The sequence below is a fragment of the Brachybacterium ginsengisoli genome, assembly GCF_002407065.1.
In the GTDB taxonomy this organism is placed as follows: domain Bacteria; phylum Actinomycetota; class Actinomycetes; order Actinomycetales; family Dermabacteraceae; genus Brachybacterium; species Brachybacterium ginsengisoli.
On the sequence record NZ_CP023564.1, the window covers coordinates 1,399,883 to 1,413,348 of the forward strand.

The window sequence follows — 13,466 nt, forward strand, 5'->3', positions numbered from 1 at the left end:
TGCGGTGATTCCGGTACGATCGCCCCATGCCTCTCAGCCAGAACGGTTCCCCCAAGTCCCTTCAGATCGGCGACCTGCAGGTCGGCGAGAGCCACCGGCCCTTCGTCGCCGCGGAGATGTCCGGCAACCACAACGGTGATCTCGGCCGGGCGCTCGCGATCGTCGATGCGATCGCGGAGACCGGCGCCCCGGCGATCAAGCTCCAGACCTACACGGCGGACACGATCACGATCGACGCCGACGGCCCCGCATTCCGCATCACCGACAGCCACGGGCTGTGGGGCGGTCGCAACCTGTACAGCCTCTACCAGGAGGCGCACACCCCCTGGGAGTGGCACGAGGCGATCTTCGCCCGCGCCCGCGAGCACGGCATGATCCCGTTCTCCAGCCCCTTCGACGCCACCGCCGTCGACCTGCTGGAGGACCTCGGGGCCGAGGTCTACAAGATCGCCTCCCTCGAGATCGGCGACATCCCGCTGCTGCGCACCGTGGCCCGCACCGGCAAGCCGGTGATCCTCTCCACCGGCGCGGCGGACGCCGCGGACGTCGACCTCGCCGTCGCGACGATCCGGGCCGAGGGCAACGACCAGATCGCCGTGCTCGGCTGCACCTCCTCGTACCCCGCCACCGCAGAGGCGTCCAACCTCCGCACCATCCCGGTGCTGCGCGACACCTGGAAGGTGGTCAGCGGCCTCTCCGACCACACCAAGGGCATCGGCGTGAGCGTCGCGGCCGTGGCCTTCGGCGCCGCGATCCTCGAGAAGCACGTGACGCTGCGTCGCGCCGACGGCGGGGTCGACTCCGACTTCTCCCTCGAGCCCGAGGAGCTCAAGGCGCTGGTCGACGAGTCCTACGCCGCGTGGCTCGCGCTCGGCGAGGTGCACGTGGGTCCCGTGGCGAGCGAGGCCGAGAGCCAGCGGCTGCGCCGCTCCCTGTTCGTGGTGGGCGACGTCCGCGCCGGGGAGACGGTCACCGAGGAGAACGTGCGGTCGATCCGCCCGGCCGGCGGCCTCGAGCCGCGCTACCTCGACATCGTGCTCGGCCGCACCTTCACCCAGGACGTGAGCCGGGGGACCCCGCTCAGCTGGGATCTCGTCTGACCAGCACGTCGAAGTCGCCGTCGTCGCGGGCGGGATCGAGCTGGTAGCCCGCTCGGGCGAACAGCCGCTGGGACGGCACATTGCCGGGCAGCACCGCCGCGACGACGGTGGCCTCCGGGTGGTCCTGATCGAAGGCGTCCTCGCCGGCGGCCAGGACGGCCCGCGCCAGGCCGTGGCCCCGTGCCTCCGGGGCGAGGGTGATCGAGACCTCCCACTCAGCGGCGTCGGGGGCGTCCAGGGCGTCGAAGCGCACGGTTCCCACCGGGGCCCCGCCCCGCTCGACGACGTACAGCAGCCGCCGCGGATCCTCGAGGATCCGCTGGTACCACTGCGAGTGCCCCTCCCAGGAGACGCGCTCGGTGGACCGTGAGACCTCGCGGGTCTCGGGGTCGTTGCGCCATCTGAGCAGGAGCTTGGAGTCCGCGAGGGCGGCGGGGCGCGCCGCCACGGGGGCGGCGTGCTCTCCGATGCGCCGCTGGAGGGCCTGCGTCCAGGCGGCGACGATGCGGCCGGCCCCCTGGCCGTCCACGAGGGTGCGGCCGGTCTCCGCCCAGGACCGTCCGGAGCGCAGATCGGCCACGGCCGACTCCACCGCGACGCGCGCCGCCTGCGGATCGTCCCGCACCTCGGCCAGCGTTCCCAGCCCGCGGGCGATGCCCACGTCGAGGGCGGCCTCGTAGCCGGCGCGCTGGTTCTCCACCACGGCGACCAGCAGGCTCGGCACGCCGATGCATGTGAGCTCCCAGGCCGTCGTCCCGGCGGCGCTGACCACCAGGTCCGCGTCGGCGGCCCGGTCGAGGAAGGCGGGGGAGGGGGCGATCAGCTCGACCTCCCGTCCTGCCTCCTCGCGCACCGCGTCCCAGCTCTGCTCCGATGCGATCACGCCGACGTGCTCGACGCCGTCGGCGGCCACGCAGAGCGCGGCCAGGGTCCCGGCGGCGCCGGTCGCGTCGGTCCCGCCCATGACGATCAGCACCCGTGCGCCGCGGCTGACGTCGTGGACCTCGGAGGCTCGCCTCGCGCGCGCCGCGCGCACCTGGGCGCGCATCGGCGCGTAGTCGATGCCGAGCAGCACCGTGCCGCTGCCGTCCTCCGGACGAGGGGCGTGCTCAGCACGGATCGTCGAGTCGATGACGACGTCCGCCGGCCGTCGGCCGAAGGTCCCGTCCTCCATCGAGGACAGCAGCGCGCCGGTCGCGTGCACCTGGTCCCGTGCCTCGGTGCCGGTCGGGTAGTCGTCCACATGGACGACGGTCGCACCCTGCTCGGCGGCGAGGATGCCGAGATCCGCAGGGGCCTCGGCGGTCTCCAGCCCGGCGTCGGCGAGCAGGCGCTCGGCCAGGGGGGACTCGATCGCGCCGACCACCACCACGCTGTGCCCGGCCTCGCGGGCGGCACCGGCGACGGAGATCGCCCGCACCAGGTGCCCGATCCCGCCCGCGGCGCTCGCGTCGCAGCGGATGGCGACGTGGGTCATCCGTCCGCCATCTTCTTCTGGCGGACCCCGGCGTTGATGCGCGTGAGGTCGGGTCGCGTGCGCAGCAGGTCCACGACCTCGTGCCACGCCGGCGCGCGGTCCCCGAGCTCGGCGACGACCGCGTCGAGCATCTCGCCGTCCTCGGCGGTGTCCAGGGTGACGCGCAGGTCGTTGGCCGCCGGCTGGACCACCAGGCCCATGGTGCGGAACTGGCGCTTGCTGTCGTAGAGATAGGAGGTGACGTGCGTGCGGTGGTAGCTCTCGGCCTCCGCGTCCGCGATCCGCAGCGCGTCCTTCGATGCGAGCTCGACGTCCATCCCGCGGGGCAGCGTCCGCACCAGGATGGTCGCGGCGTAGTCCAGGGACGGATCCGCGCGCCACATGCTCACCACGGAGGAGATCAGCGCCGGGTCCGCGAGAGGGCAGTCGGCGGTCAGCCGCACAACGGCGTCCGCGCCGGTCTCCTCGAGGGCGAGCGCGAAGCGCGAGAGCACGTCGTCCTCGCTGCCGCGCACCACGGTCACCCCGAGCTCCTCGCCGAGAGCGGCGACCGCGTCGTCCCCCGCAGCGGTCGACGTCGCGATCACCACGTCGTCGACGCCTTCCGCCTCCTGGGCGGCGCGCACCACCCAGCCGAGGACGGGGCGACCGCCGAGCGGTCGTAGCACCTTCCCGGGGAGCCGGGAGGACCCTGTTCGGGCTTGGATTACAGCGACAATTCGTGTTTCGGTCACCATGCCATAATGGCACGCGCAGCCCCCGGGGAGCCCCCGGCGGCGTCTCCTCCCGCACGACGAAAGAGATACGCATGTCGCTCCTCAACGGTGCATCAATCCTCGTAACCGGTGGGACCGGATCCTTCGGCAAGGCCTTCCTGCGGGAGGTGCTCGACAACCACAACCCCCGTCGGGTCGTCGTGTTCTCGCGCGACGAGCTGAAGCAGTACGAGGTGCGCAACCTCTTCGGCAACGACCCCCGACTGCGCTGGTTCATCGGCGACATCCGCGACGAGCGCCGCCTCGCGCGCGCGCTGAAGGATGTCGACTACGTCGTCCACGCGGCCGCCCTCAAGCAGGTCGACACCGCGGAGTACAACCCCTTCGAGTTCGTCAAGACGAACATCCTGGGCAGCCAGAACGTCATCGAGGCCTCCATCGACGCCGGCGTCAAGAAGGTCGTCGCCCTCTCCACGGACAAGGCCTCGAGCCCGATCAACCTCTACGGCGCCACCAAGCTGACCGCCGACAAGCTCTTCATCACCGGCAACCACTACGCGGCGAGCTACGACACCCGCTTCGCCGTGGTGCGCTACGGCAACGTCATGGGCTCCCGCGGCTCGGTCATCCCCTTCTTCCGCCGCCTCGGCGAGGAGGGCAAGCCGCTGCCGATCACGGACCTGACCTGCACCCGGTTCTTCATCACCCTGCCCCAGGCCGTCCAGATGGTCATCGACACCTTCGAGCTGATGCAGGGTGGCGAGCTGCTGGTCCCGCGGATCCCCTCGATGAAGGTCACCGATCTGGCCCACGCCGTGGTGCCCGGCGCCGAGCTGGTCGACGTGGGCCTGCGCCCCGGCGAGAAGCTCCACGAGGAGATGATCAGCCCCGAGGAGGGCCGCCGTGCGGTCATGATCCAGGACGGCAAGTACTTCATCATCCAGCCCGACCTCGCGACCTGGGGCTACCAGCCGCCGGAGGGCGCGACGCCGGTCGAGCCCGGATTCTTCTTCCGCTCGGACTCCAACGACCAGTGGTACACCCAGGAAGAGATCGCCCAGATCATCGAGGAGGGGATCTGAGGTGCTGCCGTACGGCCGTCAGTCGATCGATCCCGAGGACATCGCCGCCGTCGAGGCGGCGCTGCGCAGCGACTGGCTGACCACCGGTCCGGAGGTCGACCGGTTCGAGGCCGCCGTCGCGGCCCGCGCCGGCGTCGACCACGCCGTCTCCGTGACCTCGGGGACCGCAGCGCTCCACGTCGCCTACGCCGCCGCCGGCATCGAGCCCGGCGACGAGGTGGTCACCACGCCGCTCACCTTCGCGGCCACCGCCGCGACCGCCGCGCTGCTCGGCGCGAAGATCGTCTTCGCGGACGTCGATCCGGCGACCGGCAACCTGGACCCGGCCGCCGCCGAGGCCGCCGTGACCTCCCGGACCCGGGTGGTCGCGGGCGTGGACTACGCCGGCGTGCCGGTGGACGCCCCCGCGCTGCAGGACCTCGCCGCGCGCAAGGACCTGCTCTTCCTCGAGGACGCCGCGCATTCCATCGGCTCGACCCTCGACGGGAAGCCGGTGGGCTCGCTCGCCGATCTCACCACCTACTCGTTCTTCCCGACCAAGAACCTCACCACCGCCGAGGGCGGCGCCGTGGTCACGGCCGACGAGGAGCTCGCCGCACGCGCCCGGGCGTTCAAGAACCACGGGCTGGTCCGTGATCGCTCGCTGCAGCGGACGCCCGATGAGGGCCCCTGGCACCAGGAGGTCCACAGCTTCGGCCTGAACTACCGCCTCCCGGACGTGCTGAGCGCCCTGGGCACCAGCCAGCTCACCCGTCTGGACGCCTTCGTGGCGCGCCGGGCGGAGGTCAAGAAGGCCTACGACGAGGCGCTCGGCGACCTCGACGGCGTGGAGATCCCCTTCGCCCCCGAGGGAGCGGCGCCCGCATGGCACCTCTACCCACTGCGGGTCCCCGCGGAGCGGCGTCGGGCGATCTTCGATTCGCTGCGCGAGCAGGGCATCGGTGTCCAGGTGAACTACATCCCGGCGTACTGGCACCCGGTCTTCGAGGACCTGGGCTACCAGCGGGGGATGTGCCCTGTCGCGGAGGACTACTACCGCCGCGAGATCTCGCTGCCGATGTTCCCGTCCCTGACCGACGCGGACGTCGAGAGCGTCATCGCAGCGACCCGGAAGGCTGTCGGAGCCTGATCCTCCGGACCATCGGGGGCTGAACCCCCACCCGTCGAGTGCGGCGCCGTCAGGCGTCGCACTCGACCTGTATGAGGCGGGAGTGGTCGGTCTCGAACACCACGGGTCCCAGATCGTCCCCGCCCTGGGAGATCGCGGTGAACGCGGGATCGAACTGGTAGAGCTGCTTCTCCTGGTACACGTACCCGATGCCCTGGTCCAGCAGCGCCCGGCACTGCTCGGGGGAGGCGCCCGCGTGAGGCACCGCCGCGATCGCGGCCCGGTCCGCCTCCGTCAGCGCGACCCCCGCGACCGGCAGCTGGATGCTCAGGCCGTGCAGGGCGTACATGTGAGCAGCCCCGGAGTACGGGCTGGCGAGGATCGACAGGTTCGGATCGAGCTGCGGAGCCGCCTGCGCGAAGGCGGCGAGCTCATCGGCCTGGAGGAAGCGACCGCGCCCCGGATACTCCATCGAGAGGTTCTTGGCGGCGTTGTCCAGGCGCGGAGGGATCGACAGGAGCGCCGCGACCAGGGCGAGCGCGATCAGCGCCGCGGCCAGCGGACGGCCGACGCGCCGTGACCCCAGGAGGTTCGCGCGGCGCAGCAGCCCCGCCCACGCCTGCAGGCCCGGCACCACGAGCAGGATGGAGAGCATCGCCAGCGGCATGGCGAGACGATCCTGACCGCGGAAGAACAGCACCGAGAGGTTCAGCGGGGAGTCGACCGCGGCGTCGAAGTACATCAGCGCGATCACGAGCCAGGACACGCCGAGCCAACGCAGCGGGCCGCGCAGGCTTCTCACCAGCCCCGGCCACCACAGCACGGCGAGCAGCGCGCCGAGCGCCATCGGCCAGACGGTCAGCAGGCCCAGGGCGATCTCGCCGAGCGCGGACCACCAGGGCACCTGGAGCCCGCCGGAGAAGCCGGTGACCCGGGCGCCGAGCGGCGTGTACGTCAGCACGCCCACGGGGATCAGCGCGAGCACCGGCACGGCGATCAGCCAGGGACGACGGCGCCACAGCGGGAGCCCGGTGACCGTCGAGAGCACAGCGAGCAGGATCAGCGCGGTGACGGAGACGTTCGGGTGGAGCAGGGCGAGGCCGATGCCGGCGAGGGCGACCGCTCCGAGCGCTGCGACCACGGCCGAGGGGCGGGGGCCCGGAGCGTCCTGCTCCGTCCCGGACGGGGAGGCCTCGACGGGAGGGAGCAGCGAGGCGAGAACGGTCCGCTGCGTGGCCGGCACGACCGCGTGCCACAGGGCCACGAGTCCGGCCAGCGCCCCGGGCAGCATCGCGAATCCCACGAGGTTGGGGACCGGCGAGAGATGGATCCACAGGTCGATCGGACTCGCCGGGATCAGCGCCGCCCCGACCGCGACGGCCGGCGGCGCCCACGGCACGGTGGGGAACACCGCGCGGGCCAGCATCGCCGATCCGAGGACCCACGGCACGAGGGCCAGCGCGAGCACGGCGCCGTTGAGCACGATCGGGATGTCGACGGCGGGGACCAGCGAGGCCAGGTCGTGGAAGGCGGCCGGGTACGAGGCGGCCCTCCCGGTGCTGCTCGCGATGGCGTTGAGCTCGAGGCTCGACCCGTTGCCGGTCAGCCGGATGTGCTGCAGCGCCGTGAGGTGGTAGAGCGTGTCGTAGCGCTCCAGGACCGCGTCGGCCCGCCCGGCGCGCAGCGCGATGGGCGCCACGCCCACCGCGAGCGCCGCGCCGAGCGCGCCCAGCCATGCCGCGACCGTCGGGATCCCGGTGCGGGGGACCAGCGTCCCGTCGAGCACGGTCGAGGGCAGGCGCACGCCGCAGCGCGCGAGTCCCAGGGCGAGGAGGACCAGGACGGCTCCGGCGGCCGTGAACGGCAGCAGCGTCCAGTCGATGCCGAGGGCCGGAGCGGCCATCGCGCCGATGCCGGCCACGGCCGTCCCGAGGGCCGGCGCCAGGGCGAGGGCCAGCCATCGGGACCCGCCCAGCGCCCGGACCGCGAGGTGGCCGGGGAGGTACGTCGCGAGGAGGACCAGCAGGACCGTGAAGACCAGGGAGATCAGGCCGGTCATCCGAGGTGCTCGTGCAGGGATCGCTCCCGGTACTCGGCAGGCGGCTCCGTCTCGTCCAGGGCGAGGCGCCGGGCGAGGTAGGTGGTGCGCTTCTCCGCGGCCTTCGTGCGGGCCTCCTGCAGGGCCAGGAAGCCCAGCAGCACCAGGACCGTGGCATAGAGCAGGAGATCGGCCCCGCGCCCCACTCCCACCAGGTGGGCCACGCGGGTCAGGAGCGTGGGGAACATGACGGCGAGCGCGGCGAAGATGGCGAAGGCGATGATCAGCAGCCGCCGGATAGCCAGCTGCTTCGCGCCGCGCGTGAGGAAGAGCCAGGCGACGATCAGCACGATCCCTGCCATCAGCAGGAGCTGGATGATGAACGTGCGTCCGCCCACCCCGAGTCCCGGGCCGAGAGCTAGAAGTATTTGGTCCACCTGAACAGGGTATCCTCCTCGGGCGTCCGGGTTTCGTTCGCTGATCACCCCGTCCACGAGGAGAACCCATGAGCAGCTCTGACCCCTCGCGCGAGGAGTCCGCGCCCGGGGCCGACCGCACCTGGTTCGTGGTGCCGCTGTTCAACGAGGGGACCGTGGTCGGGGACGTGATCCGCGATCTGCGCACGCGCTACCCCCTGGTGGTGTGCGTCGACGACGGCAGCGGGGACGACTCGGCGCAGGTCGCGCGCGACGCCGGTGCCGCGGTGGTGCGCCACCCCTTCAACATGGGGCAGGGCGCCGCGCTGAAGACCGGCATCGACTACGCGCTGCGGGACCCGCAGATGCAGCAGGTGGTCACCTTCGACGCGGACGGCCAGCACCAGGTCGACGACGCCGCGGCGATGATCCTCCTGCGCGAGAGCGACGGCGTGGACGTGGTCCTCGGCTCACGTTTCCTCGACGGCCGCACCACGCCCTCCCGGCTCAAGCGCCTGGTGCTGCGGGGAGCGGTCTGGTACTCCAACCTCACCTCGGGCGTGAAGCTCACCGATGCCCACAACGGGCTGCGGGTGCTGGGGCGCGAGGCCTGCGAGAAGATCACCATCGAGCAGAACCGGATGGCCCACGCCTCCGAGCTCGTGGAGGAGATCGGCCGCCATCGCCTGAGCGTGGCGGAGCATCCGGTGCACATCCTGTACACGGACTACTCGCGCTCGAAGGGCCAGTCCGTCCTGAACTCGGTGAACATCGTCATCGACATGCTCTTCCGCTGAGCGGGCCCGTCGGCGACCCGCCGTGCGGCGGGGCGCCGACGGCGGGTCACTTCGGTCCCGGGACCTCCGCGGTGCCGTCCTCCACGGAGGCGAAGAACGCGGCGATGTCGTCGTCATCGGTGAGGATGGCGACTCCCGAATGCTTGGTCATGAACTCGGGGTTCTCGATCGGGATCACGGGCGTGCTCCCGTCTTTCATGGCGCTCCGCGCCGTCAGGGCCATCCGGCCCACATCCACGATGCCCGTGCCGTCACTGGTCATCAGCGCGTCCGAGCCGGCACCGGCCAGGCGCACCTGGGCGAAGGGGTTCAGCAGCACCGACGGCGAGGTGGCGCGGTCCATGAGGGCGCCGACGAACTGCTGCTGACGCTGCTGCCGCCCGATGTCCGCGGTGGGGTCGAAGTAGCGCGCCCGGACGAAGGCCAGCGCCTGCTCGCCCGCGACGTCGTGGCAGCCCTCGGTCATCTTCAGGCCCGACTTCTTGTCATCGACGTCCTGGTCGATGCACAGGTTCACCGTCCCGACGGAGTCCACGACCTCGGACACCCCGTCGAAGCCGATCTCGACGTAGTGGTCCACGGTCAGGCCCGAGAACTCCTCGACGGTCTTGACCAGCAGCTCGGCGCCGCCGAAGGAGAAGGCGGCGTTGAGCTTGTACTTCCCGTAGCCGGGAATGTCGACGAGGGTGTCCCGCGGCAGGGAGATTAGGTAGCTCTTCCCGCTCGGGGTCCGGTGCAGGAGCATCATCGTGTCGGCGCGCGCGCCCTCGGTGCCGTCCTGGCTCACGGCCCCGCCGTCACGGCGATCCGAGCCGGCGATGAGATAGGTGGTGCCGGACGTGTCCTCGGCACCGGAGAGCGCATCGACGTGCTCGATGCGGCTGTTGGACCAGGCACCCAGTCCGACTCCCCAGCCGAGCGCGAGCACCAGCACCAGCACGATGAGCGTGGCGCCGAGCCGGAGCGGACGGGGGACGCGCGAGCGGCGCCGGGTCCGGCGCGGCCTCGGGCCGTCGGGCTCCAGATCGTCGATGCCGTCCACCGCGCCGGGTGCGAGGGACGGGTCCTCGGACGGCGGGAGCGAGGTGCGCGGCAGCGGGCGTGTGGGCGCCGGGCCCGCCTCTGGTGACTGGGGTGACGGTGCGGCGGGGCCGCGTCGGCCGGAGGAGGGCACCGGGCGGGCGCTGCCTCCGGCGCGAGCTCGGTGGCCGTTGGGACGACGAGGGCCTCCGGCACGCGGAGAGCGGGGCGGCGTTCGGTCGTTCACAGCTGTCTCCTTCCCGGCGCGGGCCGTGCGGTCGTGCTGCGTGCGGTCATGGGCGTCGGGGCCGCGGCGACCCCGGTGCGGCGACCCGAGATCGATCCCCGGGGCGCGTGCGGCGATCGTCAGGGTAGCGGGATCCAGGCCCGGCGCGCCGACCCGGGGCCGCATGTCGGGGCGCAATCGAGGAACCTCCCGAGAACCTTCACACCACGGTCATGCCGCATGAGAGCCCCGCCTCGCGCGGCTCCGTACACTGGGGAGGCGCCGCCCCGTGCGGCACGGATCAGCAGCAGGAGGCGCAGTGACTGGACCCGCACCGACCGGCGATCGGACGCCGGACCGTGGAGATGCCCACCCCGATGCCCTCGCCCAGCGGGTGGTGGCGGTGGTCGTCACGTACAACCGGGAGACGCTGCTGCAGCAGTGCCTCGACGGCCTCGCCGCACAGGAGCGGCGGCCGGATGCGGTGGTGGTGATCGACAACTCCTCGACCGACACGAGCGGCGCCGTCGCGGACGCGCACCCCCTTGCCGCGGACGTCGTGCATCTGCGGCGCAACGTCGGCGGCGCCGGTGGCTTCGCCGCCGGGATCGCCCGGGCGCTGGTGCGGCACGACGCCGACTGGGTCTGGGTGATGGACGACGACACCGTCCCGCGGCCCGGCGCGCTGCGCGAGCTGCTGGCGGCGCTCGAGGCCTCCCCGGTGCGGCTCAGCGTGCTCAGCTCCCGCGCGGTGTGGACGGACGGCCGGGACCACCCGATGAACACCCAGCGCACCCGTCGGGACGCGAGCGCCCAGGAGAAGCGCGATGCGGCGCGCGCCGGCGGGCGCCCGATCCGCACCGCGAGCTATGTCTCCGCGCTGCTGAACGGTCAGGACGTGCGCCGTCTCGGGCTCCCCAACGCGGACTACTTCATCTGGTCCGACGACTTCGAGCACACCGGCCGCCTGCTCCGCCACGGGCGCGGTCTGCAGGTGCCCGCCTCGATCGTCGAGCATCGCACCGCGCACTTCGGCAACGCCCAGTCGGGCCCGGGCGGGCGCTTCTTCTACGACGTCCGCAACCGGCTCTGGGCGCTGCTGCGGACCTCGTCGTTCACCCCGACCGAGAAGGTGCTGCACGGGGGAGCGACGGCTCTGGGCTGGCTCCGACTGCTGCTGCGTCATCGTGGGGGCCTGCTCGGGGTGGGTCTGCGGGGGCTCCTCGCGGCGGCGCGCCGCGGCCCCCGCCCCTCGGCGGAGGTGCTCGCCGCCGACGGCGAGGCCGCCTCGGACATCCGCGCCATCGAACGGGTGGCCGGCCGGTGACGGCCCACACCGGGCCCAAGGGACCGGCGGCCAGGGCGCCGGCCTTCACGGTGCTCATGCCGCTGTGGGGCAAGGACGTGCCCGAGCGGGTCGAGATCGCGCTCGCCTCGGCGACGCTCGAGCAGCAGCTCCGCCCCGATCTGCTGATCCTCACCGTCGACGGGCCGTTGCCGGCCGCGCTGGAGGCGGTCGTCGACCGCGTCGCCGCCGGGGAGTTCGGTCCGGCCCGCGTGCTGCGCCACGATGCGCATCGCGGGGTCGCCGCCGCCCTCCAGGACGGTCTGGAGACCAGCCCCCACGACCTCGTGGCCCGCGCGGACGCGGACGACATCTGCCGTCCCGAGCGCTTCGCCCTGCAGATCCCGCGGATGGACGCCGAGGGCGTGGACCTGCTCAGCTCCTCCATGCGCGAGTTCAGCGACAGCGTCCCTCCGGGGACCGGTCCGCTGCGCACCCGCCCCCTCACCCACGAGGCGATCGCGGCGTACCTCCCGCAGCACAGCCCCTTCCACCATCCCGCCGTGGTGCTCCGCCGCTCGGTGGCGCTCGCGGTGGGCGGCTATCGGGATCTGCCCCTGCTGGAGGACTACTGGCTCTGGGAGCGGATGATGCTGGGCGGTGCCCGCATGGCGAACCTGTCCGAGGTGCTCGTGGACTATCGCGTGGACGAGCAGCTGTTCGCCCGGCGCGGCGGCTGGCGGCTGCTCTCGAGCGATCTGCGGCTGCAGCGGCGGATGCTGCTGGACCGGGTCACGACCCCGGTGGGCTTCCTGCGCAACCTGGTCATCCGGACCACGTACCGACTGGTGCCCGGGTGGGTGCGTCGGATCGCCTATCGCCGCTTCGTCGAGAACAGCGGCCCAGTTCACGGGGCGGCATGAGGGATGCCACACCCCGCTTCGACGTCAGATGCGCATCACCTGCTGTTCACCCGGCTCGACTACTGTGAGCGGGTCCCCGGCGATCCCGCCGTGTGCTTCGAAAGGATCCTCTGTGTCGTCCCCTGATCTCCTCATCGTCGGCTCCGGACTGTTCGGACTGACCATCGCCGAGCGCGCGGTCGCCGAGCACGGCGCCAGGGTGACCATCATCGACCGGCGATCCCACGTCGGCGGCAACGCCTACTCGGAGGCCGACGAGCAGACCGGCATCGAGGTCCACAAGTACGGAGCGCACCTCTTCCACACCTCGAACGAGCGCGTGTGGGAGTACGTCAACCGCTTCACCGAGTTCACGGGCTACCAGCACAAGGTGTACACGACCCATCAGGGCGTGGTGTACCCGATGCCGATCAACCTCGGCACGATCAACCAGTTCTTCTCCGCCGCGCACACGCCGGGCGAGGCCCGGGCGCTGATCGCCGAGCAGGCGGGGGAGTTCGCCGGCAAGGATCCCGAGAACCTCAACGACAAGGGCATCTCGCTGATCGGTCGGCCCCTCTACGAGGCGTTCATCAAGAACTACACCGGCAAGCAGTGGCAGACCGATCCCAAGGACCTGCCCGCCTCGATCATCTCGCGGCTGCCGGTGCGCTACACCTACGACAACCGCTACTTCAACGACACCCATGAGGGTCTTCCGAAGCAGGGCTACACCGCCTGGCTCGAGCGGATGGCGGATCACCCGAACATCGAGGTCAAGCTCGATACCGACTACTTCGACACCTCTCAGCCGCTGAACCGCGACGCGGTGCGCGGCGAGCTGCCCGTCGTGTACACCGGCCCCATGGACCGGTACTTCGACTTCGAGCTCGGCGAGCTGAGCTGGCGCACGATCGACCTGGAGACCGAGCATCTCGAGGTCGGCGACTTCCAGGGCACCTCGGTCATGAACTACGCCGATGCCGAGACCCCGTACACCCGCATCATCGAGCCGCGCCACTTCCACCCCGAGCGCGACTACCCCACGGACCGCACGGTGATCCAGCGCGAGTTCTCGCGCTTCGCCGAGTCCGGCGACGAGCCGTACTACCCGATCAACTCCAGCAGCGACCGCGAGCGCGTGCTCGCCTACCGCGAGCTGGCCGATGCCGAGCCCCGCACCCTGTTCGGCGGACGGCTCGGCACCTACCAGTACCTGGACATGCACATGGCCATCGGCGCCGCCCTGTCCATGGCCGACAACAAGCTGCCCGACCTGCTGCGGGCCTGATCCGCGCA

Annotated in this window: 12 protein-coding genes; 7 read left to right on the plus strand and 5 right to left on the minus strand. The window is 71.8% G+C overall.

The features are described from left to right. The first annotated feature begins 26 nt into the window (after positions 1–26). Positions 27–1,100 carry a pseudaminic acid synthase gene (pseI, locus tag CFK41_RS06175; RefSeq protein ID WP_096798870.1) on the plus strand — a complete coding sequence of 358 codons (1,074 nt, stop codon included), beginning with the start codon at positions 27–29 and terminating at the stop codon, positions 1,098–1,100. Here the strand turns inward: pseI and CFK41_RS06180 are convergent. Continuing rightward, positions 1,081–2,577 carry a bifunctional UDP-2,4-diacetamido-2,4,6-trideoxy-beta-L-altropyranose hydrolase/GNAT family N-acetyltransferase gene (locus tag CFK41_RS06180; RefSeq protein WP_096798871.1) on the minus strand — a complete coding sequence of 499 codons (1,497 nt, stop codon included), beginning with the start codon at positions 2,575–2,577 and terminating at the stop codon, positions 1,081–1,083. The two genes, pseI and CFK41_RS06180, sit on opposite strands and share 20 nt — an antisense overlap. Beyond that, a complete protein-coding gene (locus CFK41_RS06185) occupies positions 2,574–3,314 on the minus strand; it encodes a cytidylyltransferase domain-containing protein (protein WP_096798872.1) in 741 nt (246 codons plus the stop codon). The genes CFK41_RS06180 and CFK41_RS06185 overlap by 4 nt, the downstream gene beginning before the upstream one ends. Before the next feature lie 71 nt (positions 3,315–3,385). On the opposite strand from CFK41_RS06185, the gene pseB reads away from it, so the two are divergent. Beyond that, complete coding sequence (gene pseB, locus CFK41_RS06190) at positions 3,386–4,375, plus strand: UDP-N-acetylglucosamine 4,6-dehydratase (inverting) (RefSeq protein WP_096798873.1); 990 nt, start codon at positions 3,386–3,388, stop codon at positions 4,373–4,375. A gap of 1 nt (position 4,376) precedes the next feature. Beyond that, the gene (gene pseC / locus CFK41_RS06195; RefSeq protein ID WP_096798874.1) at positions 4,377–5,504 is read left to right on the plus strand and encodes a UDP-4-amino-4,6-dideoxy-N-acetyl-beta-L-altrosamine transaminase; all 1,128 of its coding nucleotides are present in this window, start codon (positions 4,377–4,379) and stop codon (positions 5,502–5,504) included. A gap of 49 nt (positions 5,505–5,553) precedes the next feature. Here the strand turns inward: pseC and CFK41_RS06200 are convergent, their stop codons facing one another. Continuing rightward, positions 5,554–7,542, minus strand: a complete 1,989-nt coding sequence (locus CFK41_RS06200; RefSeq protein ID WP_096798875.1) for a DUF6541 family protein — start codon at positions 7,540–7,542, stop codon at positions 5,554–5,556. Next, positions 7,539–7,919: a DUF2304 domain-containing protein gene (locus CFK41_RS06205; protein WP_227873228.1), complete on the minus strand. Its 381-nt coding sequence runs from the start codon at positions 7,917–7,919 to the stop codon at positions 7,539–7,541. Before CFK41_RS06205 ends, CFK41_RS06200 begins: the two co-directional genes overlap by 4 nt. 107 nt (positions 7,920–8,026) lie before the next feature. Here CFK41_RS06205 and CFK41_RS06210 point away from each other — a divergent pair, with 107 nt between their 5' ends. Beyond that, positions 8,027–8,734 carry a glycosyltransferase family 2 protein gene (locus CFK41_RS06210; RefSeq protein WP_096798876.1) on the plus strand — a complete coding sequence of 236 codons (708 nt, stop codon included), beginning with the start codon at positions 8,027–8,029 and terminating at the stop codon, positions 8,732–8,734. 46 nt (positions 8,735–8,780) lie between these two features. Here CFK41_RS06210 and CFK41_RS06215 read toward each other — a convergent pair whose 3' ends face one another. Next, entirely contained in the window at positions 8,781–10,001 is a 1,221-nt protein-coding gene (locus tag CFK41_RS06215) for an LCP family protein (RefSeq protein WP_227873229.1), read from the minus strand. Between the two features lie 298 nt (positions 10,002–10,299). On the opposite strand from CFK41_RS06215, the gene CFK41_RS06220 reads away from it, so the two are divergent. From CFK41_RS06220 to glf, 3 genes are all read left to right on the plus strand, one after another. Further along, positions 10,300–11,307, plus strand: a complete 1,008-nt coding sequence (locus CFK41_RS06220; protein ID WP_096798877.1) for a glycosyltransferase — start codon at positions 10,300–10,302, stop codon at positions 11,305–11,307. Then, entirely contained in the window at positions 11,304–12,188 is an 885-nt protein-coding gene (locus CFK41_RS06225; RefSeq protein ID WP_227873230.1) for a glycosyltransferase, read from the plus strand. The genes CFK41_RS06220 and CFK41_RS06225 overlap by 4 nt, the downstream gene beginning before the upstream one ends. 112 nt (positions 12,189–12,300) lie before the next feature. Continuing rightward, positions 12,301–13,458, plus strand: coding sequence for a UDP-galactopyranose mutase (glf, locus tag CFK41_RS06230; RefSeq protein WP_096798878.1), 1,158 nt, complete (start codon positions 12,301–12,303; stop codon positions 13,456–13,458). The last annotated feature ends 8 nt before the right edge of the window (positions 13,459–13,466 follow it).

Bases quoted from the DNA above. Each gene is read 5' to 3' on its own strand.
- pseI (WP_096798870.1), top strand. From the start codon at position 27: ATGCCTCTCAGCCAGAACGGTTCCCCCAAGTCCCTTCAGATCGGCGAC.
- CFK41_RS06180 (WP_096798871.1), bottom strand. From the start codon at position 2,577: ATGACCCACGTCGCCATCCGCTGCGACGCGAGCGCCGCGGGCGGGATC.
- CFK41_RS06185 (WP_096798872.1), bottom strand. From the start codon at position 3,314: ATGGTGACCGAAACACGAATTGTCGCTGTAATCCAAGCCCGAACAGGG.
- pseB (WP_096798873.1), top strand. From the start codon at position 3,386: ATGTCGCTCCTCAACGGTGCATCAATCCTCGTAACCGGTGGGACCGGA.
- CFK41_RS06200 (WP_096798875.1), bottom strand. From the start codon at position 7,542: ATGACCGGCCTGATCTCCCTGGTCTTCACGGTCCTGCTGGTCCTCCTC.
- CFK41_RS06210 (WP_096798876.1), top strand. From the start codon at position 8,027: ATGAGCAGCTCTGACCCCTCGCGCGAGGAGTCCGCGCCCGGGGCCGAC.